Source organism: Geodermatophilus sp. SYSU D00703, assembly GCF_054050155.1.
In genome coordinates, this window is the sequence record NZ_JBJGYU010000004.1 from 40,074 (window position 1) to 66,728 (window position 26,655).

Below are 26,655 nucleotides of genomic sequence, written 5' to 3' on the forward strand. Positions count from 1 at the left end.
GCTGATATTCACGGCTCTGTGAACTTGACTCTTGTTGACCGCTCTCTCGCGTGTCACGCTTCACGCTGTAACACCCGTTGTAGACCGCGTCACACTGCAGGAGGACTTGGACATGAGCACGGAGCCAAGCGCCGGCGTCGAGGGGTACTTGCTTGCCGGGCTCACTACTGACCAGGCGGAGGCCGTCCGCTCGATCGCACGGTGCCTCTTGGTGGGGGCAGGCGCCGGGTCAGGCAAGACGGAGGTGACTGCTCGACGCATCGCCTGGGAAGTGGGGGTCAACGGGGTCGCTAAGGACCGCATCGTCGCCTTCACGTTCACCGAGCGAGCAGCCGAGGAGATGCAGTTCCGCATCCGGCGTCACTTGTCCGCGCTCACCGGTGAGGGGGAGGTCAGCACTCTCGGCGGCATGTACGTAGGGACCATCCACGGCTTCTGCCTGCAGCAGCTGCGCACGCTGGCTCCGGACGTCTTCCACAACTACGACGTACTCGACGACGGCGCTCGTGCGGGGCTCGTCGAACGCCACTGGTATCAGACGCTCGGCGGACCGGCCCTGGAGGCGGCGTTCCGCGAGGCGAACCTCGCGCAGGGGCACTTCGACGCCCAGCGGTTGTTCCTGCTCGCCTACGACCTGCTCAACGAGTACCACCAGCTGGCCGTCACCCTTCCCGCCGGCACGCCGCCTGGTCCCGGACAGTCCGAGCGCGACTGGTGCACACGGGCCGTCCTCCTGACCGCTGTCGGTGAGGGTGCGCCGGCGCGGGCGTTCGCGAGCACCGCGGCGCGGTACTACGCACTGCTGCGCTGCCGTCGGTTCCTCGACTTCTCGACGGCGCAGGCCGAACTGCTGCGTCTGCTCGAGACCGATGCCGGCGCCCGGACCACGCTGCGGGAGGGACTCGCGCACCTCGTCGTCGACGAGGTGCAGGACCTCAACCCGGTGCAGTCGGCCCTCATCGACACGCTCGTCGGCTCGGACCGCCGCTTGACGGCCGTGGGTGATCACCGGCAGGCCATCTACGGCTGGCGCGGGGGCCGGGTCGAGCTCATGGGGGAGTTGCACGCCCGGCTCGTGGGCGCCGCCGACGGCCAGGTCGTCGAGCTGAGGGAGAACTTCCGGTCCACGCCGCGCGTGATCGCACTGGCGAACCGGTGGGCTCGCAGCATCACGCCGCCGGGTGGCATGGCGACCCCGGACATGGTCCACGGTCGTCGTGCACGCTCGGACTACTCCGCCGGCCACGTCGCTTCGATGGGCTTCCGGGAGCGCCAGGACGAGGCCGAGTGGATCGCTGCGACCATTGCCCAGCTCGTGCAGGGTGATCAGGGCACGAGGCACGACAGCGGGGACGGTGATCGCGGCTTGCGGTTCGGCGACGTCGCGGTCCTCCTGCGGTCGGCGACCGACGCCCGGACCTACGGCGATGCGCTGCGTGCTCGCGGCATCCCCGTGGTCTTCCGGGGCTCGGACCTCTTCGCGCAGCCGGAGGTACTGCTCCTGCTCGCCGCACTGGCTCGCGTCGCCGGGGTCGAACGGTTCATGGGACGCGCCATCACCAACTTCATCGACTCAGCGCTCGGCTGTCCACCGGAGCCGGAGCCGGTGCTGCGGGGGGCCGCTGCAGAGCTGCGCCGTCGGGGGCTTCCGGTCGCCGACGACCTGGAGGAGCGGCTGCTCAACCTGGCCGGCGCGATCAACGAGCGGATCTACGCCGATGTCGTCCCCACTGCCGGTGACCTGCGGACCTTCCAGGCGCGATCGGCACGGCCGCTGCTGAGGCCTGGTGCGAAGCCCCGACGGGTGTTCCCGCAGGCCATCCTGCACGCGCTCCTCGAGGAGGCCGGCATCGCGGCCTGGGACGCTCTAGGGGCCCAGGGAGAGACGTACATGTTCCACGTCGGCTCGCTGTCGAACATGATCACGGCGATCGAGACGCCCGGGTGGACGACGCCATACGACCTGACCGCGCAGGTGAAGGCGCTGTGCGCGTGGGGCCCGACCGGCGCCCGGCTCCCCGAGGCCGACCTCCTGACCGCACCCGACGCCGTGAGCATCGGAACGGTCCACTCGGCGAAGGGGCTCGAGTGGCCCGCCGTCTTCGTCGCCGACGTGTGCGCACGGCGGTTCCCGAGTCAGCTCGCCCGGCGGCGCACCCAGCTGCCCTTCGAGGGCGCCCTCGCACGCGTCATCGATCCCGCCGACCTCGCCGACAACGCGAACCTCGATGCGGAGCGGCGGCTCATGTACGTGGCACTCACCCGCGCCGAGCGCTACCTGTTCGTCAGCAGCTCGGGTCGGCAGCGGTCGGCATTCCGGCGGGAGCTCGAGCCGATGGTCGCGGACGTGGGCGGCGTGGTCGCCGACGGGGACCCCGCCGCCGCTCCCGGCCCGATCCAGCTCTGTGCCGGTCATCGGGACACGGAGGCACAGCGACTCGTGTCCTCGTTCTCGGACCTGCGGTACTTCCTCGAGTGCCCGCACGACTTCTACCTGCGCAAGGTCCTCGGGTTCGCGCCGACCATCGACGGGGCGTTCGGCTACGGGCGGGGTGTTCACAACCTCATGCGGGCGGTGCACTCCGACCCGGCCCGCTGGGCCGCCCTCGCTGCCGATCGCGAGGGGCTGCGCGCGGAGTTGCGCGATCTGGTCGACCGCGGCCTCTTCTACCTGCGCTACACGACCGGTGAGCCACAGGAGCGGATGGAGCGCAAGGGAATCGAGGTGGTCGCCGACTACATCACCGCGTACGCCGGTGAGCTCGAGCGCCTGACGTACGAGCCGGAGAAGGAGTTCGAGACCCTGCTGCCGGAGGAGCAGGTGCTCATCTCCGGCGCGATCGACGTCATCCGTCGCGACGACCCCCCACGCGTCACGTTGATCGACTTCAAGAGCGGGGAAGCGGCCTCCGACGTCGCCATGAAGCTCGACTCCGACGAGATGCGCCTGCAGGTCAGCCTGTACGGCATCGCCGCGCGGCGGGAGTTGGAGTACGAGCCCGAGCGGGGGCTGGTGCGCTATCTCGCGGAGTCGGACCCGCAGGCGCGGGAGCTCGTCGTACCGCTGACGGAGGCGGCTCTCGCAGAGGCCGCAGAGACCGTCGTCGCGACAGCCCGTCGCATCAAGGCACGGGACTTCCACACCGGACCTGTCGCCAGGGAGTCGGACGGCGACCGCGGCCCGCGCTGTGGACGCTGTGACTTCGCGTCCTTCTGCGGGCTCAGGCACTAGGCATCGCGACCGAGGACGTCGTGTCACGCGGCGCGGCGGCACGATGACGCAAGAGATCTCCGGATGGAATGGCGACGTTCGGCGTCGCCATTCCATCCGGAGGTCTCCGAAGCTCACCCTGCCGTCCGCGCGACCGTCTCCGCCCGCGAGCTGCGCGTCGCCCCGTGGCCTGGTCGGCGATCGGCTGGCTGAGGTGCCAAGCGGCCGGGATCGCTCAGCAGACGGTCCACAAGCAGGAATGCCGCGGGCGAGCCGGGGCTCGGCCGATCGGTGCTCGCGGCCGCGACCGTCTTCTCCGGCGGATGACTCCGTCGGCGAAGACGGTCGCGGCGACGACGCCGCAGGCCAGCTACAGACCCACGGCAGAGCGCAGATCGCTGAAGAAGCCCCCTTCAGGATTCTCGGGCGTGCCGAACAACAGCCCGCGGTCGAGCAGGACGTTCTGCTCCTCGCAGGACGTCTCGGGTACGAGGACGCAGGCGTGACACGCCGCGAGGTTCAACCCGTCCGTGCCGGTGCCCGTCGACTCGATGCAGACGGGATCGGAGGAGCACCACCGCAGGCGGTGCAGTCCCTCGAGCACCACGCTGCCGAGCTTGTCCGACTCGGCCTGGGCCGCCAGTCCGCCGAGACTTCCCGCGGAGTCCGACGTGGCGGTGTAGAGGAGCACCCCGGCCATGCCCTCGTCGACGAACAGGCGCTCCCGGATCGAGGCGGCGGGATAACCGGCGTCCAGGGCCAGCTGGTCGATGAGCACGTGCGCGAACGTGTGGACCATGACCTGGGCGATGTCGATCTGACGCGCCGCGGGCAGACGCGCTGCTCGAGCCGCTCGGTCCGCAGCGGCCTGCAGCAGCTTTCGCCGGCGCTGGGCGAACGGCCTCGAGGCCCAGCCCCTGACGTCGTCCGGTCGGAGCTGGAGGAACACGCCCTCGCCGATGACCTGGATGGCGGGCAGCCAGTTGAGCTTCTCCGGGCTCAGCGAACACAACCGCGGGTCGGAAGGATCGGATGCCGCGGACAGGCGGGAGAAGCCGTAGAGCGCGCGCACCTCCCGCAGACGGGTCACCTTGCGGACCGCGAGCACGTGCTCGGCGAGCTCGTCGGGAACAGGACGAACGAGGCACACGAAGTCCGAGCCGTCGTGGTCCTCGACCCGTCCGTCGAGGAGCGCGCGGTACTCGTCGCGACGGAGCGAGGTCTCCGTCACCGCCTCCTCGGTGTCCTCCTCGTGGCGACGGCGGGCCTCGCGGACGATCTCCTCCGCGGTGAACCGTCCGTTGCTCTTTGTGACGAGACCGTCGATCAACCACGCGGTCGTCAGCGCTTGCGGGTTCTTGAGCATCCCCCACTCGCGGTCCACGAAGCGGGCCAGCGCCTCCGAGAAGGGTGGGATCGAGATGGCGGACCGCACGGCGGGGAACCAGACGTTCGAGGCACCACGCTGCAAGGTGCGAGGTACCTCGGTGCAGTCCTCTGCTGCCCCCGCGCCCATCCACGGACGCTCACCGCGGCAACGGATGACACCGGCCAGTGCCCCCTGGTCGAAGGACCCGTCCAGCCCTATCGGTGGGACCCCGCAGCTGCACTCGACGACCAGGTCGGCGAGCGATGACGTGCGGCCCTTGCTCCGCAGGGTCAGCCGGTGCTGCCCGTCCGCGCGCTGCCCCGAGCCGGAGTGGACCCACGCGAAGTACGGGAACTCGCCGATGTGCCCCTTGGGACACGCGACGATCAGCCGGGACGGGGAGAGGGGCGCGGACGGCTTGCACAGGTTGCAGACCGCCTGGTTCCAGGGGGACTGGAAGTCGGTCAGGTTGCCGATCCGTCGGCAGTCGGGGCAGATCTGTGTCCTCGGGAACCGGATGACGGGTACGTCCCGATGCCCCCCGGCCGGCGGCATCTTCAAGGCGCTGACACCGAGGGAACGGGCCAAGCGGGGTTCGCTCGCCGGTTCCGCCTTCTCCGGGTCCCAGTCCTGCAGCCCCGCGATCATGTAGCTGGTGTTCTCCGACGGGAAGAGACCGCCGACGCCGAAGGTCGAGATCAACTGGCTCCGACGTGTCTTCGGCTTCGAGCTCATCGCTGCCTCCCGTGTGCGACCTGGAAGAGGGTGCTCTCGGCGTCGACGTCGCGGAGACTCTGCAACGTCGGCCAGGGCACCTGCCCCTGCTCGAAGTCCGGGATGTCCGGATTGACCAGCATGTCGGCCGGGTCGACGAGCAGGGCTGCTTCCCAGTTGTTCTTGTTCATGTAGGTCAGGCCCGGCTTCGCCCTGGCCGCGTCCAACCAGGCCTGTACGAGGCCGGCGAGCTGGTGCTCGGTCTCGGGTCCGTCGTCCGAACAGGCGTGCGCTCGGTCGGCGATGATCGCTGCGGCCCTCTCGAGCTTCGCCTCCTGGCCGTCGACGAGGCCGGCCCCGTTGTTGGGCGCCAGGTCGTTGAACAGCAACCGGACGACCGCGGTGAGGACCCCGTGCAGTCCGCGGTCCCGTGCGCGGGCCGCGAACGGCGTGGCACTGGTCGCCTCGACGGACCGGTAGATCGACTGGTGGAAGGGCGTGAAGTCCTCGAAGTGGGACCGGTCCCTCGACCTCGCCGCGTTGAACATGGTGACGACCAGGCCGGGGTGCTTGCGTCCCACCCGGCTCGTCGCCTGGATGTACTCGGCGCTGGACTGGGGCTGGCCCATCACGGCCATCAGTCCGAGTCGGTCCACGTCGAGCCCCACCGAGATCATGTTGGTGGCCAGAACGACGTCATCGGCCCCGGCGTCGGGACGGGGGACCTCCAGGTGCTTCAACCGCTCCGGGATCTCGCGGGGGCCCACCCTGCTGGTCAGTTCGGACAGTTGGCGCACTCGACGCGGCTCGGTCCCGAACTGGCCGGCCAAGAACCCGAGGCGAGTCCGGACGTCGTCCTGCACCTGGAGGTGTGCGGAACCGAGGACACGGAGGCTCCCGAAGTAGCCGAGCAGCGTCCAGTACGGATCCCGAGTGGCCTCGTCCGCCGGCAGGTCCTGCGCGCTCTGCAGCAGTGAGGCGTAGACGCGGATCATCAGGGACTGGTGACTCGTGCCCGGCGCCATGACCCCGACGTACTTCCGCGAGCCGAGCTCCTCCGAGATGGCCGGCTCGGCGAAGAAGGAGTGATCCGGGTCCAGCCCCGGCGGAGGGAACTGGGCCGCGGTCCGGTTGAAGACCGCGGTCACCTGTTCCCCGGCCCGACGGATCGTCGCGGTGGAGGCGATCACCTTCGGACGACCACGGAACGGGAGGGAGGGGTCGAGGAAGTCCGCCGCGCAGGCGGCCTCGACGGCCGTCTCGTACAGCCCGACCATCGACCCGAGCGGTCCGGAGATGAGGTGCAGTTCGTCCTGGATGATCAGCGTCGGCCGGTACCCGCCATCGCGGCCGAACAGGGCTCCCACCTTCCCGGACCACGCCATCCGGGCGAACTTGTCGACCGTGCCGATCAGCAGCTCGGGGCGTTCGCGGTAGACGTCCTCGTCCACCACGTGCACGGGCAGTCCGTTCGCGAAGTCGCACCCCTGCATCCCGCACGCGATGCGCAGGTGCCGGTCGGGCCTGTCCACCACCGCGTACTCGTCCGGCCCGAGGGTGCTGCCACACCACGGGCACTGGAGCAGCTGCATCGGGTTGCCCTTCTCGACGTCGTGCCCACGCCGGAGCTTGCCCAGGCTCCGACGCGCCTCGTCGAGGTCGTTGGGGGTGGCGTCGCTGCCGACCCAGAGCCCGATGGAGTAGGGCCGGCTCCCCAGTTCCGGCGTTCTCCGACGCAGGGACTCGAGCGAGCAGAGCAGCATGGTGGCGCGCTCGAACTGCTGGATGGTCAGGAGGCGGAGCGTGTAGCGCATGATCACCGCGACGCCGCTCGCCGCGTCGTCGGCCAGCCGCCGACGGACGACGGTGTACGCGATGAGTCCGAGGTACGCCTCGGTCTTGCCGCCTCCGGTGGGGAACCAGAGCAGGTCCAGGATCCCGCGGTCCTCGTGTTCGGGGTCGTCGAGGCCGGGCAGATTCAAGAGGATGAAGGCCAACTGGAAGGGGCGCCAGACCTGGTCGACACCCTCCTCGGGCTCGCCCTTCGCCCCGTTCCGGATCCAGTCCTGACGGGCGCGCTGCGCCTGCATCGACTCGTTCATCAAGCGGAAGGAGCGCATCGCGGCGGGCTTGTCGGCCAGATGGTCGATGCCGCCCTCGATGCGGTCCGCTGCGATCCGTGCCTGCTCGACGTGCCGCTCCGCCACAGGCCGGAGGGTCTCGTCGACACCGGACTCCGCAGAGCGGATCTCCTGCTCCTTTTCCACGATCCAGGCCCGGTAGTCCGACACGATCGAGCGGAGGCTCGCCAGGACCGAGGCGTCGTCGGCGCTCTTCAGGAAGGACATGCGCAGGTCCGCCGCGGGGACCTCGCGCGGCTTGGCGCGGAGGAGTTCGTGTTGCGGGAGGAAGGTGGTGCGGACCGCGCTCGTCCGCGAGTCGCCTCCTGGGTCGTCCCACGCGGCGGCGCAACCGTGACCGGATGCGAACGTGTACGCCCTCCGGTAGAGGAGGGCTCCGGTGTCGAGGTCCTCATCGAGGCCCACGGACGGGGCCGAGCGGCGGTCGACGATGGCCGGCGTCGCGGTCGTCGCCTGCACCGACACCTGGAACCAGCTGAACGAGTCCTTCGGGCCCGATGCCGCCTCCCGCACGTTGACGAGAGCGGCCGTCACGGTCACCAGCCCGTCCACCGGAGGGCGAACGAGGGTGTACAGCTCGAGCCCCTCCGTCAGCGGATGGCGGATGGGCTTGGCCTCCCCGAGGGACAGGGCGACGGTGGGCAGGTCGGGCACGGACCGGATCCAGCGGTCCTGCTGCTTGCGGCGAGCGCGCGAGCGTTGGCCCTCCATGGGCTCGGTGTTCTGCGCCTCCTGGGGGAGGTATCGAGCCGCCCCCGCCGTGAGCGTGACCTGATCCGTCTTGCGGGCGTCGACGGTGAAGGTGATGCCGGCCGACGACGGATAGCGCATGCGCGCCTGGGAAACCGGGGTGTCCGCCGACTGACCGGCGTCCTCGCTGCCGCCGTCGACGGTGTCGTCCGGTACCTCCTCCTGCGCGCCGCTGTCCTGCGGCCACAGGACCCCGGCGATGTACCGGTCGAGCGGAGACTCGGTGAGCACCTCGTCCTCACCGCCGCCCGGGCCGATGAGGTCGTCGTGGAGCCGGCTCACCATCTCGTCGCGGAAAAGGTACTTGTCCGCCAGGGAACTCATGCGGCGATCACTCCTGTTCCTCGTCTCGCCATGCGGGTCGGGCGAGTCCTGTCAGACGAGGGACCAACCACAGCCCGCTGCCCGGGAGGTCGGCGGCGCGCGAGAGATCCGGCTCGCCCGCCACCGTCTCCACCGACGTCACCGCCATGTCGCGGATGTGGCGCGGCCAGTCCTGCCCGTGCCGCCGACGGCCGAAGACCCTGACCAGGTCGGTCCCGAACTGCTCGGATGTCCGTCCGATGACCGTGCCGTCGGCCTTCACCCGCAGTTCGTAGCGCGGACACTCCACCGGCGTCCCCTCCTCGAGGACTCCGTCCACCTCCGCCCTCGGCAGGTGCGGGTCGGCCAGGCGGGCCTGAGCCTTGACGCCGCTCCCCGACTCGTGCGTGGCGGGCCGGATCACGTCGATGTCTCTGGAGGTGACCTCCATGGCCCAAGGCCACCGGCCGTTCCTCCTGAGCGTGTACGCCGCCCACCGCCCGGACCAGTGGTGGGAGATCCGCCGCGCCGACGAGGGAGCCTGGCAGCGGAGCAGCTCGTCCCGGGCACGGGACAAGGCCACGAACTGGGTTCGAAGCTCCGCCCACGTGTCCTCGTCGTCGTGCCTGTACGACGGATCGACGACGAAGACCCGGTCGAACTCGAGCCCCTTGGCACGGTGGATCGTCGACACCACGACAGCCGCTTCGTCACGTGTGACGAGCTCCTGCGGCAGTGCCTGGTTCCGCAGGGCTCGCCGTAGTCCGCTGAGTCGGAGCTGAGTGCGGTTGTGCCCGTCGCGTTCTGCCGTCTTGAGTGCCACCCAGGCGTCGTCGTGGTCCATCTCGACCGCAGCGCATGCCAGTCGTTCGAACACCTCGTCACGGTCCAGGACCGAGTCGTCGACGTCGCCCAAGGCCCGGGCGATCCAGGCGGCGGCGCCGACCTCCTCCAGGGGGCGGCGCAGCACGTGCCGTACCGAGTGCTCGCGGAGCGCTCGAGCCACGGCGAGCGCGTCGCCGTTGGCCCGGCAGAGCACCGCAGTGGTCGCGGGAGGCCGGTCGACCAGGTTGGTCACGTTCTCCACGGGGCCCACGTCGATCAGGTCGTCGACGAAGTCCATCAAGAGGTCCTCGGGAGCCGGGTCCTCAGCAGGGACGGCACGCAGGAGGTTCCCGAGGTCGACGATGGCCCGGGGGTCGCGTCCTCGTGCGCGGTAGTCCACCTCGAGCTCGACCCTGCGGGCGCCGAAGTCCGCCACGAGCCGTGTCATGAGGTCGTGCGACGTCGTCTGTGTCTTCGAGTTGTCGAGCTGCCAGTCGTAGATCGCCTGCAGTGGATCGCCCAGGGCCGTGAAGCCACACTCCGGATCCAGACGCCCCAATACGGCTGCGGCGAACTCCGCTCGGTCGCCGACGAGGTCTTGGACCTCGTCGAGCAGCAGGTGACGCAGCATGTCGGTCTGGGGCAGGGAGATCCGCCGGAGGACGTCCGTGGCCGCGCGGATACGGGCGTCGAAACCCCGGATCTCCGAGGGGTCCTCGCCGGCCTCGACCAGCAGCTGACTCGCGAAGGAGTCGAACGTGCTGATCCCGACCGCTGCGCCGGTCTTCGCCCGGACACGGCGGTCGGCCGCGGCCACGGCCGCCCGGGAGAAGGTGAGGACGAGGACCTCGTCGACGGGCTGCAGGCCGTGATCGGCCACCAGCGCGTCGATGCGGGCCGCCACGACCTCGGTCTTGCCGCGTCCTGCGCCTGCGATCACGAGCAGTCGTTCGTCGGGGTCGGCTTCGACGACCGCGAGCTGGCTGTCGTCGAGGTCGACGGTCACGACGTCTGCCGCCACATCTTGTCGAAGTGGTGGAAGGCGAGCTGTTCGCCGAAGGCGTCGATGTTGTCCTGGACGTTCACGATCAGGACCTCTTCGGAACCACCGTTGCGTGGCCCGCGCAGACCCCGACCGATCATCTGCTGGTACCGGTTCGGGCTGAAGGTGGGGCGAGCAACGTAGACGGCCCCCACCCGAGGGGCGTCGAACCCCTGCGACAGCACGTTGTAGTTCGTCAGCACCCTGATCTCGCCGGACTGGAACTGGCGTACACGCGAACGTCGCTCCGCCACCGGGGTGAACGCGGAGACCGACGCCGCCGGCACTCCTTCGTTGTCCAGGACCGCGGCCAGCATCTCGGCGTGCTGCACGGACGCGGCGAACACGAGCGCGGTGACGTCAGGATCAAGACCGAGCAGGGAGTCCAGGATCCGGGAGTTGCGCTGTTCGTCCATCGCGACCTGACGCATGTCGATCCGGGACTCGAGCAGGGCGAAGCCGTCGTTGTCCATGTGATCGCCGGGGACCCTGAGCGGAGTCAGCTCGATGCCGTCCAGGACCTCGTGGCGGACCCGGGCCAGGATGCCCAACTCCTGCAGGTAGGTGTGCGGGTGCGCTTCACCGAACAGTCCGTCCGTCAGCAGGTTCTTGTCGTAGCGGTTGACGAGCTGCTGCGTCTGCTCCTCGTTCTTGTTCCGGTACGGAGTCGCGGAGAGCCCGAGCACCGGCCGCTCCCGCTGGCGGGTGCCCCGCCCGAGCCAGTTGAAGAGGGCGGTGTACGTCTTGGAGATCGACGTGTGCGCCTCGTCGACGACCACGATCGAGGCGTCCTTGAGCCAGTCGTGACGTCCCTGCGTCGACACCGACAGGAGCTTGTCGTCGGTGGCGACCACGACCTGGGCGCCCTTGTCGGCACGGGACGCGTCGTTGGACCCCCAGAGACGGTTGATCGTCAGCTCGGTCTCGTGCGCGCCGACTGCCCGCCAGACGTAGGACCACGTCTCGACGGCCTGCTCGCACAGCTCGTAGCTCTGCGCGATCCACACCACCAGCGCCGTCGGGGCTTCCTCCCGCAGGTGGTCGATCACCGCCTCGACGGCCACCCGCGTCTTCCCGGATCCGGTGGGTAGGGCGACGAGTCCGCGAGACGGGCCCTCGCCACGCAGGAGTCGACGGACGCGCCGGATGCTCTCCGCCTGGTAGTCGTGCAGCTTCGGCAACCGCACGGGCCCGTGGATCGTCTCGGACGCAGGTCGCCGGTCCTCCTGCGTCCCGGCGAACTCGGCCGGCAGTCCCAGCTCCTTCGTGAACGTGGAGGCCACCGCGCCCCCGTTGAGGCGACTCGGGACGGTCAGTCCGCGGGCCTCGATCGCGGGTCCCAACTTGCGCAGGATCTGCGTGCCGGCCGACGTCGTGGCCATCTTCGCGATCTCCGTCGCGTTCAGACGGCGACCTCGCCGCGCCTGCGCGACGTCGATCGCCTGCGCCGGGACCAGCTTCCTGAGTTCCTCCTCGCCGGCGAGGGCGAGCAGCTTCTCCTCGACGGACCTTGCGGAGCGGACGCTGCGGGCGACCGTACTGGTCTCCTTCCGCCGCCCGATCTCCAGGGTCTGCTGGAGTCCGCGCTCGTCCAGTCCCAGGCGGTACTCGGCGTTGACAGCGGAGAGCAGCTCGTCGGGCGTGAGGTCGTCCCTGAAGTAGAAGGTCTCGCCGTCGACGACGTGGCGCCGGTCGGTAACCGATCGGGGGCCTCCGTCCTCGGCGACGACCTCGATGGCGAGCTCCCGACAGGGGAGCAACTGGTACGACGGCGGCACCGTCGGTGCGGTGACCCGCAACCCGGGGAACCGGTCGACCACGGGGACGGGATCGCCCGAAGGGGCGGGGAGCACCGTCCTGCGGAGCATGGCTCGCGCGTCACCGAGTTCCCAGAAGGTGCGCAGCGCCTCGACGTCTCGGTCCGTGTCGACGAGCACGACGTCGGTGGAGTCCTTCAGCAGCGAGTACGCGACGGGATCGTCGGTGACCACCACGTCGGCCGACGGCGCGTTGCCGATCCCGGCGGCGTGCTCGACCCGCAGGGACGGCGGTCGTGGACAACCAGCACGTGCGGCGGCGGCGAGGAGGCGATGCGCCTTCGGGAGTCCGAGAGCGTCCTGGGCCACTGCGAGGAAGCGCGCCCACCAGTCACCGTCGAGGGAACGCCGGAGATCGAGTGCCGCCAGGCCCGTGGCGTTCATCCCCACGGGAACCGGCAGGAGGTCCGACGAGACGTCGTCCACCGGAGCGACCGCGTCCGTCACCGGACACGGACCGAGCGGGGTGTCGACCATGCCGTGCCGACGTATCCACCAAATGCCGGGGTTGGTGACGGCGAGGGGCTCGATGCCGCCCCGGCTCTCGGAGTAGGCGGTCCAGCTCTGCGTCGCGAGGGCCACCACCTCGCGCGTCATGGCGATGCGAGCAGGTGCGGAGAGACGGGGGAGCAGGTCCAGGTGCACCGCCGTCGGGCCGGGGCGCACCTGGACCGACGCCGGCGACGCACGGAAGCCCCGGGCTTCGGCTGCTGCCACGAACGTCGACCTGGCGTCCTCGAGCCAGGCGCGGAACCAAGGCTCGTCCACCGGACGCGAGGCCAGCCGGGGCGCCGAGACGGCTCCCAGCTTCGCGAGCACCTGGTGATCGGCGGCGTGGAACCGCACGTCCACCGCGTGGTCGGCGTCGCGTGATCCATCCGCCGGGACGACGGTGCCGGGCAGGAGGCACTCACCGATCGCGGCCGGCTTCGCGGCCATCGTCCTGACCGGCGTGCGTCCGGGCCCGAACCCCGACTCGAGGACCCGCGCCGCCTCGTCGACGGGGAGTTGCCGGACGAGGGTCCACAAGCGGGCGACATCGAGGCCTTTGACCTGCCCGTCGGCCATGCGCGCGATGTGCGACGTCAGCCGGCCGACGGCGTCCAGCGGACGGATCCCCAGTCGGCTCAGGGCTGCCGCGGTCTCGGGGTCCCGAGCGAGCTCCGGGTGGACGAACCCGGCCTCCGACGGTGTCTCGTCGAGGTCCGGCATGAACAACTTGCCGGTGACGGGCGGCGCGAGCTGGCCGTCGGCACACAGCACCGCCTTCGCGCGGCGTACCGCGGTCAGCTGGTCGGCGTCGCCCATGTTGATCAGGTCGGCGAGCTGCACGGCGACCATCGATCCCCGCTCCCCGGACCGTGCGAGGGCCTCCAGCCACTGCTCGGTCGTCGACTCTGCGACCCGAGCCATCTCGTACAGCCGCGTCGCCTTCGCCCGCCGCTCTGTTCCCTTGTCGACGGACGGGTGGATCCAGTCGACCGGGCCGTTCTCGACGCTCGCCCACATGGAGGACCAGCGGCTGCGATCGGCGAGGAAACGAGGGCTGAGGTTCACGTCGGAGACGCGACGGGGCACACCGGTCATGTCGGGGATGCAGGGGGCGGTGGCGACCGCGCGCATGACCGGCTCGTTCAGGGCGTCGTCGGCCCAGGACCGGGCCTCGCGGCCACGTGCGGGCAGGATCTCGAGGATGCTGCAGGGATCGCCGCCTTCGACGAGGTCACCGAAGTTCTCGGCGACCATCCAAGGCAGGACCTGCTCGAGGATCTCCCGGTTGTAGCGCCCGTCGAGGATGTCGTGGCGGTCCTCGGTCGTCTTGAACGGCGCGTTGACCACGCCCGACAGTGTCGTGCGGGAGTTCGTCGGGAAGAACGCCCAGAACTGTCCGGCCTGGGCACGCCCCTTGTCGGGCACCGCCCAGACCACGTCTATCCTGTCGCGACCGGCGATCTCACCGGCATCCGTACGCGCCGCCGGCGAGGGACGGTGTTCCCGCCGGAAGACACGCCACCCCTCGGATCCGCTCGAGCCCTCGAGCTGTACGCGTGATCCTTCACGGCGGGCCGTCCACCCCCGCCGCTGTCCCGTGACCCTGTCGTCGAGGTCGAGCTGCACCACGTGTTGGGTGAAGAGCAGGAACTCGGCGGGGAACTTGCGCAGCTCGTCGGACAGCCAGTCGACGTCGGGCTTCAGTGGCAGACGCACCACCGTGGTGGCCCACTCCATGAGCTCGCGGAGCACTGGATCCCCGGCGGCGGCTGCCCCGGTGTCGACCGGCTCCGCCAAGCGGAGCACCGGAGTCCGCCTGGCCGACGGGACGACCTCCAGGATGCGACGGCGCGCCTGCGCCCGGTCGAAGCGCAGTGAGCCGGACCCACTGAAGATCTCCGGGGTGTCGCTGAGCCCGAGGACGGACTTGAACCCGAGTCCGAAACGACCGATCTGATCGCTGCGCTTCGTCGACAGGTGGGAAGCCATGAGTGCCGCGACCCCCGAGGCGGCGAGCGGCCGGCCTTGGTTGGCGCAGTACAGCGCCGAGCCGGTCAGGACGACCGAGATCCGACCTGGGTTCACGATCATCGCGTCGGCGCCGTTCTGGAGCAGCTCGTGCAGCTGCTTGCGGCCGTATCCGCCCTCGACGTTCGAGATCTCGATGCCGGCGTCCTGCTCGACGAGATTCGGCTTGGCGCGGTAGGCGGCCAGGCACTGCCGCGCTTCGTTCACGACCGCGGTGCCGACTTCGGCGTCGGCCCCGGCCCAGCCATCCATGTACACGTCGCCCCCGTCATCACTCAACGCACAGTGCAGCCGGCGCACCGTAGACGGTTGCTCCGACAAACCCGACGTGGCCGTGGGTCGGGTCACGCGGACTTCTGAGACCAGACGGTAAGGACCCGTAACGGAGGGTGTCGTCCCCGTCACCGGTGAGTCGCACCAAGTGGTGACGATTGAGCGGCGTGGGGCGGATGCTGCCTGTCGTTCACGCAGAACGGCCTGACGCCCGATGACGCACGCCGCGGAGCAAGGAGTCTCGAACGGGCCGCTCACGGTGGTGCTTGAGCGCTGATGGATGGGGTCGCGCGTTCAGCGGCCGCCGACCCCCGGGTTGGGGACCACGGGAAGCGCGTTCGCCGTGGCGACAGCGTCCTTGCGGACCTTCGTGAGTCGCGCGTGGAAGGCGTTGCAACTGTTGCCGTCCAGGTTCAGCGGGAGGTCAAGGAGCTGGATGAGCTGCGCCTCCAGCTCCCATGGTCGCTGATGTGGCACGAAGCTGACGTGTGCGTGCTCTGCCATCCACTGCGAGAGTCGCTGCTCGCCGTTCACGAAGGTCCTGCGGGAGCCCGACCCGACGCGTCGGAGCTGGATCCCGAGCTCTTCGGCGAGCAGACAGCCGAGGGTCTTGCGCAGCGTGGACCCCTCGGCGTTGCCGGCGTAGTGCGTCACGATTCGCTGGCGGAGCTGCCCCTTGCTCGCCGGGCGCCCGTTGCGCGGTGGCTCCTTCGGGCTGATTCCGGTGTACAGCAGGGTGAGCCCGTTGACCCGGTGGCAACCGGCGATGTCGATCGGCGCCGGCAGTCGGTCGAACCACCAGCCGTAGACGCCGGGAACGGCCGGAAGGGGCGACGGACGGCTCAACACCTCGTCCCGGCGCCACAGGCGCTCGGCGACAGGACGCGCGGGACATCGCTGGACACGTGGCTCTCCATGAGTCAGCCGGCGAAGGATCGGCCCCGGAACACCTGCTCGGTGTGCCAGCGAACGTGTGCGGCGGCGGGGAGCGGAGTTCCCGGCCGTGGCTTGAGGCGTTGACCGTGCAGGTCGTAGACGGTGCGTCCCTGTGTCGTCCGCGCGGAGAAACGTCGGGATACGACGACGGCGAAGTCGTCGTCCAGGCCGAGCATCCCGCGGTCGAAGAGCTTGTGGTGAAGGGAGCAGAGAGCGAGCCCGTTGTCCAGGTCGTCCGGGCCGCCCACCTTGAACCAGCGGACGTGTGCCGCCTCGATCCCGACGACACCTCCGCCAGCGGCACCGTCGAAGCCGCAGAAGGCGCACTGCCGGTCCCACGCCTCGATGACGGCGGTCGGCCACGTGCTGCTCCGCCGTCGCTCGGCAGTGCTCGCATCGCGGGCGGATCCGCTGCCCTCCAGCAGGTCCGGCTCCAATCCGACCGCGACCAGGACGTCGGGTGCCACCGTCCCCGGGAAGTGGCTCTCGACCAGTCCGCGTGCAACGGCGGCGAGGAGTTCCGGACGGTCCCGCAGGGCCGTCTCCAGAGACGTTTCCAGCCGGCCAGTCACGCCCTCCTGTAGCGGGCCGACGTTGTCCATTGGGACGTCGCGATCCAGTTGCCAGACGCCGTCGGCGCGTAACCGTGTGAAGGGATATGCGGCGCTCTGGGCCCGGCTGGTCTTGGACGTCGGGCCGAATTCCTCGATGAGGTCGGCGAGCTTCTCCTCGGCCTCCGACCAGGGCAGGCGGCTGGTTCCTGTGGCCGCCAATCGGCCCAGCGCCATCAGGACCAGCAGGGGCTTGTGCGGAGATCGTCGGCCGTCCTGCTGGTGCTGCCGAAGCGATGACAGCCGCACGAGGACCTGCTGAGCCGTGGGAACGCTGGAAGACACGGGTGCTCACTGTTCCTCAGGGCCCACGTGGCGTGCGGCAGGACACGGCGCGGGAGGCCCCGGAACGGCGTCGTCCGTGACAGCCTCCTGAGGCTCCGCACGCTGCACCACGGGGGAACGTTGCCGCACTCATCCTTGCCAGCCGTCGTCCGCTCGATGGAGGGCTGAGCCGTGTATCGCCTCGACGGTCGGCTCGTCCTCAGCCCCAGCGACCTGACCCGGCACCAGGAGTGCCACCACCTCACCGCGCTCAACCTCGCGGTGGCCGGCGGCAGCCTGCAGCCGCTGGCCGAGGGGGTGAGCGACCAGACGGTGCTCGTCGCCGACCTCGGCATCGCCCACGAGCTCCGCTACCTGGAGTCGCTGGAGGAGCAGGGCCTCGAGGTCGTCCGCCTCCACCAGAGCCGCAGCGAGGCAGCGACGCGAGAGGCGATGCGCGCTGGCGTCGACGTCATCCACCAGGCGACCCTGTTCGACGGCACCTGGGGCGGCCAGGCCGACTTCCTCCTGAAGACGACCGCGCCGTCCGACCTCGGCGACTGGTCCTACGAGGTCGCCGACGCCAAGCTCGCTCGCCGCATCAAGGTGCCGGCGCTGCTGCAGATGGCCACCTACGCCGACCGGCTCGCCACCCTCCAGGGCCGCACTCCCGAGCGCATCTGCGTGGTCACCGGCGACGGCGAATCTCGTCCCTGGCGGCTGGTCGACGTCGCCGCCTACGCCCGCCGCGCCCGCACCCGGCTGGAGGGCTTCGTCGCCAACCCGGGAAACACCGGCCCGGTCCCCGTCGCCTACTGCGGCCAGTGCACCTGGAAGCCGCGCTGCGAGGACGAGCTGCGCACCGGCGACGACCTCAGCCTCGTCGCCGGCATGCGCCGCGACCAGCGCGCCGCCCTGATCGCCGTCGGCGTCACCACGCTCGAGCAACTCGCGACCGCCACAGACGACGTCCTCAAGGCCACCGGCATCACCCGGGGCACCCGCGAGCGACTGCGCGACCAGGCCCGCGAGCAGCTCCGCGGCCGGCAGGCCCAGGCCCCGACTCGCACCCTGCTCACACCGCAGCCGACCCAGGGGCTGCTGCGACTTCCCGCGCCCAGCCCCGGCGATCTCTACCTCGACTTCGAGGGCGATCCGCTCTCCGGCGACGGCCAGGGCCTGGAGTACCTCGCCGGCCTCGGCGACCGCACCGGCGCCTTCACCGCACTGTGGGCGCACGACGCCGAGCAGGAGCGGCGCATGGTGGAGGAGCTGATCGACCGGGTCATCGAGAGCTGGAAACAAGACCCCGCCATGCACGTCTACCACTACGCCGCCTACGAGGTCAGCGCGCTCAAGCGGCTCACTGGCCGGTACGGCGTCCGGGAGGCGGAGCTCGACCAGCTGCTGCGCGCCGAGCGGTTCGTCGACCTCCATCCCGTCGTCCGCCAGTCGATGCGGATCAGCAAGGAGTCCTACTCGATCAAGAAGGTCGAGGCGTTCTACGGGCGCGAGCACACCGGCGACGTCGCCGACGCGATGTCCAGCGTCGTCGAGTACGAGAAGTGGCTGATCGACCGCGACCCGGCCCGGCTGCAGGCCATCCACGACTACAACCGGGACGACGTCGACTCCACCCGCGAGCTGCACGACTGGCTGGAGACGCAGCGCGCCGAGCTGGAGGCCGAGCACGGCGAGCTGCCGCGGCCGATGCTGTCCGAGATCGACGCGCCCAAGCCGCAGTCGGACGCCGAGGTCGCGGAGCTGGCCCTGGTCGAGCGACTGCAGGCCCGCGGCCACGACTTGCTCGGCGACCTGGTGCAGTGGCACCGCCGCGAGGCCCGGCCCGGCTGGTGGGAGTTCTTCAGCCGCGGCGACCTGGAGGACGAGCAGCTCGTCGAGGACCGCACCGCACTCGGCGGCCTCTCCGTCGCCGTCGAGATCGGCACCGAGAAGCGCAGCAAGCTCTACGAGCTCACCTTCCCGCCGCAGGACGCCAAGCTCGCCGTCGGCAAGCCGGCCTTCGACGTCGACACCCGCGCGCGCATCGGCGAGGTCCGCGAGCTCGACGCCGTCGGTGGCCGGATCGTCGTCAAGAGCACCAAGCAGCCGGGCGCGGTCCGCGGGCTCGGTCCGGAGGGACCGCTCGACGACAGGCAGATGCGCGCGGCGATCGTCGCCACGGCGGACGACGTTCTCGCCGGGCGGCCGTGTCTCGGCCAGGCGCTGCTCGACCGCGTCGTCCCGGCCGACTGCCGGCGGCTGCCCGGGGAGGAGGCCGGGGACGCCGTCGTCCGGCTCGGGCTGGAGCTGGACGGGCAGGTGCTCGCCGTGCAGGGGCCGCCCGGGAGCGGCAAGACGCGGGCGGCGTCGCGGCTTATCCGCGCGCTGCTGGACGCCGACAAGAAGGTCGGCGTCACGGCGCAGTCCCACGCGGTGATCGGCAACGTGCTCTCCGCCGTGGGCCGGCCGGCGCTGCAGAAGTGCGAGGAGCACCAGGCCTGCGGGGCGGACGGCGTCGAGTGGTCGAAGGACGCCGCTGAGGTGGCTTCACGACTGCTCGACGGGTCGGCGACGCTGGTCGGCGGGACCTCGTGGTTCTGGGCCCGGCCGGAGCTGGCCGAGGCGGTCGACGTGCTGGTGATCGACGAGGCCGGGCAGTTCTCGCTGGCCAACGCGGTCGCCGTGGCGCGCGCCGGTAAGTCGCTGGTGCTGCTCGGCGACCCGCAGCAGCTGGCACAGCCGACGCAGGCGGTGCACCCGGGGGAGTCGGGGCTCTCGGCGCTCGAGCACCTGCTCGAGGGGCACCAGACCGTGCCCGAGGACCGCGGCGTCTTCCTCGACCGGACCTACCGCATGCACCCGGCGCTGACCGCGTTCGTCTCCGACCTCGCCTATGAGGGGCGGCTGGAGTCGGCCGCCGGCCGCGAGCGGATCGCGGTGGACGGCTGGACCAGCGGCCTGGCCGTCCGGTTGGTGGAGCACACCCGCGCGGCCACGGCGGCTTCGGACGACGAGGCCCGTGCGGTGGCCGAGTTGTGGCGCTCGCTGCAGGGGGTCGGCTGGGTCGACGCGGCGGGTGAGCGGTCGGTCATAGGTGCCGACGACGTGCTGGTGGTGGCGCCGTACAACAACCAGGTCGCCCGCATCCGGGGCCTGCTGCCCGACGGCGCGCGGGTCGGCACCGTGGACAAGTTCCAGGGCCAGGAGGCGCCGGTCGTCGTCTACTCGATGACGTCGACGTCGGCCGCGGACGCCCCCCGCGGCGTCTCGTTCCTCTACGACCTGCACCGGCTCAACGTGGCGGTCTCGCGCGCCAAGGCGCTGGCCGTCGTCGTGATGAGCGAGGAGCTGCTGGACGCCGCCGTCCGGACGCCGGAGCAGCTGCGGCAGGTCAATGCGCTGTGCCGGCTCGTCGAGATGGCGACCGTCGTCCGCTGATCATCCGGGCTACCGACAGAAACGGCTGGGCAGGGCGTTAGGCGGTCGGCTCAGGTTCGTTCCCAGCCGCCTCGGTGATCATTCCCCGTCAGGGACTTCATTGATCAGGGGCGGCGGGGGAGTGGTAGGGCTACAGCGGTTGCGTCCGCTTCCACTCCTGGTACTTCTCTGGCAGGCACCTGGCACACGGTTGGTAACCGGCAGCGATGGCGGTGGCCTCATCGGCGAAGAAGACCCGGTGCTCGACGTAGTGGCCTTTGGCGATCCACCTGAGAGCAGAGGGGCAGTCGAGACGTCCGTAGATCTTCTTCGGCCGATAGCCGCCGAGCGTTCCGGGGACCGGGCTCATGTACGGACGACGATCGGCACCCATCAGCTTGTACACGTCGGCATTCTCCGGCCACGGTGGGTAGACCTTCGGCAACCGTCTGCAGACGGGGTGTCAAAGAGGCGTGAGCGCTGCCCAGTGGCGACTCGATGGTGCGGAGATCGCGACCAGGCAAGTCCGAGTCCCGACGACGGATCCCGCCACGCAACGGCGCACTCTGGAACACCGCGCGCATGTCACTCCAGCGCGGGGTTCGCTTTCGACACTCATGAGGTGTGCGGCCCGGGCTGTCGCCCCATCGGCGATGGTCCAGCGCTGGCCCACAGCGCGAGTCGCTCGGCGTGATCGTCACCGTCGGCCGCTACGTTCACTACGCAACGGAAGGAGCGCGGCTGTGGAAGCGCCGTACACCAGTACCGGGCCCGGCCAGTCCGTGCGCCTCGTCTACCAGGTCATGGGTTCAAACGGGCCTATCCCGAATCCTCAGAAGATCCGCTACATCCCGGCCGGATCCGCTGATGTCACGGGCCTGGGGCTGCCCACTCCGACGTGCCTCCGGCCGTCGGTCTCGGATGCCTCCGCCGTGATGGGTGCGGTCCAACTCGCCAACCTCGGCGTCTCCGTGGTCGATCTCGCGATCTCCGCCGCGGTCCTGGTCGAGGTCAAGAAGCAGACGCGTATCCTGCGGGAGATGCAGGTCGGACTGCAGGAGGTCCGGGCGGGGATCAGCGGTCTCCTCACACGCGCCGAGCGCATCGACGTCACCGTCGCAGAACTCAATCTCCGGGAGACCCTCAACCACGCACTGAAGTCCGCGTGCAAGGGCGACGAGGTCGATCTGGTCCTGCTCGCGCAGTTGGTGGCCAAGGCTCTCGACCGGTTCTTCGCGTCGATGAAGGCTCCCAATGAGCCCGGCATGAACCGGAGTTTCACGCTCGCCTCGGACGTGCGCGAGATGGCAGAGGCCGCCCTGCACATTCTCTGGGGCGCCCGCCTGACCGCCGTTCAGGCGCACAACCTCGCCTGCTCGGGTGACCCGCTCAAGGTGGTCGGCGACGACGGCCTCCGCCGCCACCTGGAACAAGCGGCGGACGCAACCACGCTCGTGGCGGCCATGGGCACCGTCATGGATGGTGCGAACGCCATGGCGGACAAGGTGGCCGACGGCCTTCGCGACACCCGACTGTTCTGGGGTGACAGCGACATCAAGCGCAAGTGGATGCACCGTCAACTGGCCGGGCTCCAGAAGAAGAACCTGGACCGCCTGGCGGCCGTTTCGCCAGCCCGCCGCCTGCTCGCTGAACTGCAGGACCATGAAGCGTGGAAGAGCGCATGCAAAGAAGGCGGTGAGTCCGTCAACACCTTCCTGCGGGACTACCTGCTGGCCTGGAGTGCGCACACAGACGCAGGTCTGCTGTGGAGGCTCCGGTATGAAACAAATCTGCAGGCGGACGCGACCTACTGGGAGGGCATTGACGGCTGGATGCAGCCGATGGTGACCGACGGGGCCGAGTCGGTTCTGGGCGTCACTCGGCCGCACGCAGCAGTCGTCGCCTGACGCGGGCGGCGTTGCGCGCGCACTAGGCGGGGCCGTGACCAGCCCTGCGGGCGATCCGGAGCCGTATCCAGCGCTGCCGGCTCTGCGCCGTCGACCGGTACGTTCGCCCAGCGGGTCGGCGCCCCCCACCGAGGCGCAGATCCTCGCGCACGGCTTGGACTTTCATCGGCGGCCGTAGATCCGCCCACGACAGCGGTTGATCCGGCCCCCAACGGCAGCGAAGCCGCCCTCAGGACTCCGGACTGTCAAGTCCAGTCCCGAGGGCGGCTTCATCGACATCTTCGTCGCTGCGTGGCGAGTCCTCGTCAGTAGCGGAAACTGGAGAACCTCGTGATTGTGACCTGCCCTGCCTGCTTCTCCGCGGACGACGTCACTTATCAGCGATTGCCGGACCGTCAGGTGGCCTACTTCTGCAGGGGCCGTCACGTCGACGGCAAGAACTACGAGTGGGTGCGTTCGGCGGACGCCGCGAGCGACTCCTGGTCGGCAGCTGACGGCGTGACCGACGAGTTGCTCGAGCCCATGCTCAGCTGTGTCGGCCCGGACGACTCCATGCTCGAGTACGGCATCGTCGAGTACCGGTTCCGGGAGCGGTACCCCGATCTGTTCCGCGCGCACGTGGCCGAGCGCGGGCACGTCCTCGCCGGGAAGACGCAGACGACGGCCTCTGCCGTGCGTTTCGGAATGGCGCTGGGCAGGCTCGCCCGTGCCGGCGACCTGGCGTACGAGTACGGTCCGGCGACCGGTGCGTGGAGCTACAACAGCCGGATCTCGTACTGGTGCCGGCCGCCTGCCGATGGTCGACCTCGCGTCACCTGGACGGAGTTCTGTTCCTCGCTCGGCCGACCGGTCGAGTGGACCGACGCCGACCGTCGGGCCGTGGCGGGTCGATGACGGCGGCCCTGCGAGCGCGCGGCCTCGGGAGGCATGGGTGAACGTCGAACTGCCGCAGCACATCAACCGGCTGCAGATGCCGTTCTCCTGGCACGTGGCCGCCGAGCTGTGTTGGCGGGTCCCAGGCCACACGATCTACGAGACCGCTCCGGCCGATGGGTTCTACGACTGCTTGTCCATCCGCGGCCCTCGCCTGCGCGTCGACATCAACCGCGGGGGCTCGATACACGCTCATGTCCCCGGGGCGCACGACGAGGATCCACCGGTCCCAGGAGAGCAGGTGCGTGAGCTGTCGTTCGCGCCGGGCGGCGTCGAGCGTGCCGTCGCGGCGGTACTCGGGCGCTGCGGGCTGAGCGTCGACCAGAGGCGGCCGCCCACCACGGCGGAGACCCTCACCTATCGCGTGATCGCCGGGGCCCTGTCACTGCGCTTCTTCGACGCGCACTGGGACTGCAGGGCGGTGATCGCCGCCGACGAGTACACGGAGACGCCGGCCAGTGCTCCGGCTGCCGACCTGGCGGACATCCCGGCCAACCAGATCTGGGCTCTCACCCGGGACGGGGAGGTTGTAGCGCACCTCGCGCGTGGTTGGGCCGTCACGCAGGTCGGCGAGCGCCTGGACCTGTTGGCGGCCTACGACCGTGGGACGTCTGTCGAAGCACTCGCCGCCCAGATCACCGCCCGACCGACGGCACGCCGGTCCGAGAGGTCTGTCCTCCCCTGCTCGTCACTGCCGCAACGGGCGGCCGAGTGGCCCGCCGACCTCTGATGGATCACCAGCCGGGATAGCGGACCCACCACTCGGCATCCGGGGAGTCGTCGAGGTAGATGGTCCCGGCCTCCGGCGGCGGTCGTTCCTCGCTCGGCGCGTCCACGAACTCGCGGACGAGGTCCTGCGCCAGCACGTCGGCCACCCAGGCGAGTTCCAGTCGGCTGACCAGTTCGGCGGGCAATGCGTCCGGACCGTGGCAGGCACCGAGCAGCGCTCCGACCGTTGCCGCCGTGCCCGCTGTCCCGTGGCGGGCCGCGAAGAGGAGAGCGTCGAGCACCTGATCGCGCCGCGGGAACGCGGTGATCAGGTAGAGCGCGTCACGCAGAGCAGCCGGTGCGGTCCTGCTCGCGTCGATACGCGTCGGGGCGGCTCCTCGTCGAGCCGCATGAGCGCCCTCGGCGACGGCGGCTTCGTAGCCGACGGCGTGAGGATGCTGCGGCGTGACAGCCGACAACGCCCTCAGGCCGTCTTCCGTGCACCCTCGGACATCACCGGTTCTGAGCGCGGACGCGAGGAAGAGCGTGCCGTCGGCGGCCGGCAGCCATCCGTCCCGCGCCCCGTGTGTCAGCGCAGCGACGTCCTTCGCCAGTTCGTGGAGACGGGACGGCTCCCCGCCGGAGAGGGCAACGGGGAGCGTCCGGACGAGACCGTGGAACCCGGCACTGGCGGTCGTCCCTGCCTTCTTCCCGCCCTGCCGTAGTGCGGCCACAGTGGCCGGCGCCGAGCCGCGCCGTTCACGGAGGACGGGGATCGTGGACAGGAACCCGTCGGGCCACACCGTGTGTCCGTGGTTCCAGGCCTCGTACGCCGCTTCTGCATCGATTCCTTGCCCCCAGGCCCACCGCACGAGCGCGTGCCAGACGACCGCCGGGGGATGGCAGATCCCCTTGGAGCGGTATCGCACCGAGGCCCGGATGAGCCCTTCCGCCGTCGTGCAGGCGAGTTGCCCGGCCACCGTGCTGCGCATCGGGGACGGGCCTGTCGGGACACGTCCTCCGACGGCGGCCAGTCCATCGCCCAGCACGAGTCCCAGCATGAGTCCCCAGGCGCGCCGGGGCGTCAGAGCCCAGGAGTCGGCATCGTTCACCGACGCACTCGCACACGGTGATCCTGGTCGGCGGGGTCCATGCTGTTCAACTCCTGCGGTTCGGTCTCGCGCCGGAAACCCGGGTCGATGAACGAGTCCTGAGTAGTCTCCCAACGTCGGCGACACTTCTGGCCGGTACTCACCCCTGCGGGTCAGGCGTTCACAGCTGCGGGCCGCCCAGAATGCCCGCGTGGCAGCTCACGTCTTTGTCGTCCCGGGCACTCTGCAGTCGCTGGCCTACGACGACGTCCTCCTCTCGACCGACTTCGGCGGCGGCGTCGGCAGCCACTTCTGGCCGGTGTTCGGATGGTCGGAGGAAGCGGGCGCCGAGAAGCAGCAATCGCTTCCGTGGTTGTCGGAGGAACGGCGAGTAGCGCTCGTCGAGCCGCTGCCTGACGACCCCGACGGGCCTCGCCGATGGCTTGTCGCGGTCGGCGGGACCTCGGCGACGCCGGTCCCATGGCTCCTCGACGGCGTTCGGCAAGCGCTGACCGCCGTGGCCGAGGCAGACCCCACGGGACTGACGGAAAAGCGTCCTCGCCGCGTCGCGATGCCCGTCATGGGTGTCGGAAGCGGAGGCTTTGACGGACGGCGGGGAGAGGTCATCCACGGCCTGCTCGACGTCGCTCAGTGGGCAGCTGATGACCTCGGTCTCGACGTCGTCATCGTCGCTGCCAAGCCGTCTGACTACTCGGCCCTGCAAGCCCTGCGTGCAGCCAGGCACTCACGGCCGCTGGTGGATCGCTTCGAGGTGCACGCTCAACGACTGGCCGCCCTCGCCCGCAGTGGTCAGCTGGCGCTGTTCATGGGAGCCGGCACAGGGATCGCCGCTGGATTGCCCAGTTGGGACGACCTCCTGGAGGCGGTGGCCGAGCGCGTCGGCCTGAAGGGCGGTGGTGCTCTCTCCGAGGAGCTTGGGCCGCTGGACGCCGCCGAGTTGGTGCGCAGGTACGCAGAGCGGAATGAGCGCGAGGAGAACCCCGAGAGCCCGCGGCCGAACCCGCTCGGGAGGTACGTGGCCGAGGCGATAGGACAGCCCTCGCGCTACGCCTTGAGTCACGCCCTGCTGGCGGCACTGGACGTGGACCAGGCCATCACAACCAATTTCGACAGGCTCTACGAGACAGCGGTCGGCGCGATCCGCCGCACCGCTCCCTTCATCGTCCTCCCGGAGACCGCCACCGCCGATCTCGCCGTCCCGGACGGCCGGCGGCCGTGGCTGCTGAAGCTGCACGGGGACATCGATCGGCCGGAGGACATCGTCCTCGACCGCCGGTCGTTCGTCCGCTACGACGCCAGGCGACGTCCCCTGGGCGGTGTCCTGCAGACGACGTTGCTCACGAAGCACCTGTTGGTGGTGGGCGCGTCGATGACCGACGACAACGTCATAAGGCTCATCCACGAGGTCGCCGAGCTCAACGAGCGGCCCGGTGAGGAACGCGCCTTCGGGACCGTCCTGAGCCTGCGTCCGGACCCGATGCGGGCCCAACTGTGGGAGCCGGAACTCCGCTACGTCGACCTCGGCAACGAAGGCGGCGACCTCGCGGCGGCCGGCCGTGAGCTCGAGATCTTCCTCGACAGGGTCGCGATGCTCGCGGCTCCGCGAACGGCCCACCTTCTCGACCCGCGATACCGAGAGCTCTTGGAAACCGAGGAGGAACGCAGGGTCGCCGCCTCCCTCTCCGTCCTCGCCGACGACGTCGCCAACCTGCCCAAGGAGGTCATGGAACGGGCGGGTTGGGACGACGTCGTCAGAGCGCTGGACGAGCTCGGGGCCTACGGGGGCTGAGATGCGTCAC

At 70.1% G+C, this 26,655-nt stretch carries 14 protein-coding genes; 6 read left to right on the forward strand and 8 right to left on the reverse strand.

Annotated features, from left to right (window positions below):
- Positions 1-112: 112 nt before the first annotated feature.
- On the forward strand, positions 113-3,232 hold the full coding sequence (locus ACI782_RS06845) for an ATP-dependent helicase (protein ID WP_456907431.1): 3,120 nt from the start codon (positions 113-115) through the stop codon (positions 3,230-3,232).
- A 349-nt stretch (positions 3,233-3,581) separates the two neighbouring features.
- Here ACI782_RS06845 and drmB read toward each other — a convergent pair whose 3' ends face one another.
- The 6 genes from drmB to ACI782_RS06875 form a co-directional block, all read right to left on the reverse strand.
- Entirely contained in the window at positions 3,582-5,315 is a 1,734-nt protein-coding gene (drmB, locus tag ACI782_RS06850; protein ID WP_456907433.1) for a DrmB family protein, read from the reverse strand.
- Positions 5,312-8,509: a helicase-related protein gene (locus ACI782_RS06855; RefSeq protein WP_456907435.1), complete on the reverse strand. Its 3,198-nt coding sequence runs from the start codon at positions 8,507-8,509 to the stop codon at positions 5,312-5,314. Before ACI782_RS06855 ends, drmB begins: the two co-directional genes overlap by 4 nt.
- Before the next feature lie 7 nt (positions 8,510-8,516).
- The gene (locus ACI782_RS06860; RefSeq protein WP_456907437.1) at positions 8,517-10,319 is read right to left on the reverse strand and encodes a UvrD-helicase domain-containing protein; all 1,803 of its coding nucleotides are present in this window, start codon (positions 10,317-10,319) and stop codon (positions 8,517-8,519) included.
- Positions 10,316-15,223 carry a DEAD/DEAH box helicase gene (locus ACI782_RS06865; RefSeq protein WP_456907439.1) on the reverse strand — a complete coding sequence of 1,636 codons (4,908 nt, stop codon included), beginning with the start codon at positions 15,221-15,223 and terminating at the stop codon, positions 10,316-10,318. Before ACI782_RS06865 ends, ACI782_RS06860 begins: the two co-directional genes overlap by 4 nt.
- A gap of 36 nt (positions 15,224-15,259) precedes the next feature.
- Positions 15,260-15,811, reverse strand: a complete 552-nt coding sequence (locus tag ACI782_RS06870; protein ID WP_456907441.1) for a GIY-YIG nuclease family protein — start codon at positions 15,809-15,811, stop codon at positions 15,260-15,262.
- 74 nt (positions 15,812-15,885) lie between these two features.
- Positions 15,886-16,797, reverse strand: coding sequence for a phosphorothioated DNA-binding restriction endonuclease (locus ACI782_RS06875; protein ID WP_456907443.1), 912 nt, complete (start codon positions 16,795-16,797; stop codon positions 15,886-15,888).
- A gap of 171 nt (positions 16,798-16,968) precedes the next feature.
- On the opposite strand from ACI782_RS06875, the gene ACI782_RS06880 reads away from it, so the two are divergent.
- Positions 16,969-20,217 (forward strand): TM0106 family RecB-like putative nuclease, encoded by a 3,249-nt coding sequence (locus tag ACI782_RS06880; protein WP_456907445.1) that lies wholly within the window; start codon positions 16,969-16,971, stop codon positions 20,215-20,217.
- 130 nt (positions 20,218-20,347) lie between these two features.
- Here ACI782_RS06880 and ACI782_RS06885 read toward each other — a convergent pair whose 3' ends face one another.
- Complete coding sequence (locus tag ACI782_RS06885; RefSeq protein ID WP_456907447.1) at positions 20,348-20,602, reverse strand: Ada metal-binding domain-containing protein; 255 nt, start codon at positions 20,600-20,602, stop codon at positions 20,348-20,350.
- A 337-nt stretch (positions 20,603-20,939) separates the two neighbouring features.
- Here ACI782_RS06885 and ACI782_RS06890 point away from each other — a divergent pair, with 337 nt between their 5' ends.
- The 3 genes from ACI782_RS06890 (at position 20,940) to ACI782_RS06900 (ending at position 23,766) form a co-directional block, all read left to right on the forward strand.
- Entirely contained in the window at positions 20,940-22,103 is a 1,164-nt protein-coding gene (locus tag ACI782_RS06890; protein ID WP_456907449.1) for a hypothetical protein, read from the forward strand.
- Positions 22,104-22,439: 336 nt separating this feature from the next.
- Positions 22,440-22,997, forward strand: a complete 558-nt coding sequence (locus ACI782_RS06895) for a hypothetical protein (RefSeq protein ID WP_456907451.1) — start codon at positions 22,440-22,442, stop codon at positions 22,995-22,997.
- Between the two features lie 37 nt (positions 22,998-23,034).
- Complete coding sequence (locus ACI782_RS06900; RefSeq protein WP_456907453.1) at positions 23,035-23,766, forward strand: TY-Chap2 family putative peptide chaperone; 732 nt, start codon at positions 23,035-23,037, stop codon at positions 23,764-23,766.
- A gap of 4 nt (positions 23,767-23,770) precedes the next feature.
- Here the strand turns inward: ACI782_RS06900 and ACI782_RS06905 are convergent, their stop codons facing one another.
- The gene (locus ACI782_RS06905; RefSeq protein ID WP_456907455.1) at positions 23,771-24,805 is read right to left on the reverse strand and encodes an ADP-ribosylglycohydrolase family protein; all 1,035 of its coding nucleotides are present in this window, start codon (positions 24,803-24,805) and stop codon (positions 23,771-23,773) included.
- A 241-nt stretch (positions 24,806-25,046) separates the two neighbouring features.
- On the opposite strand from ACI782_RS06905, the gene ACI782_RS06910 reads away from it, so the two are divergent.
- Positions 25,047-26,645, forward strand: a complete 1,599-nt coding sequence (locus ACI782_RS06910; protein WP_456907457.1) for an SIR2 family NAD-dependent protein deacylase — start codon at positions 25,047-25,049, stop codon at positions 26,643-26,645.
- Positions 26,646-26,655 lie beyond the last annotated feature (10 nt).

What these genes read in the sequence shown, in the direction of transcription:
- ACI782_RS06845 (WP_456907431.1), top strand. Translation starts at nt 113, where the DNA reads ATGAGCACGGAGCCAAGCGCCGGCGTCGAGGGGTACTTGCTTGCCGGG.
- drmB (WP_456907433.1), bottom strand. Translation starts at nt 5,315, where the DNA reads ATGAGCTCGAAGCCGAAGACACGTCGGAGCCAGTTGATCTCGACCTTC.
- ACI782_RS06855 (WP_456907435.1), bottom strand. Translation starts at nt 8,509, where the DNA reads ATGAGTTCCCTGGCGGACAAGTACCTTTTCCGCGACGAGATGGTGAGC.
- ACI782_RS06905 (WP_456907455.1), bottom strand. Translation starts at nt 24,805, where the DNA reads ATGCTGGGACTCGTGCTGGGCGATGGACTGGCCGCCGTCGGAGGACGT.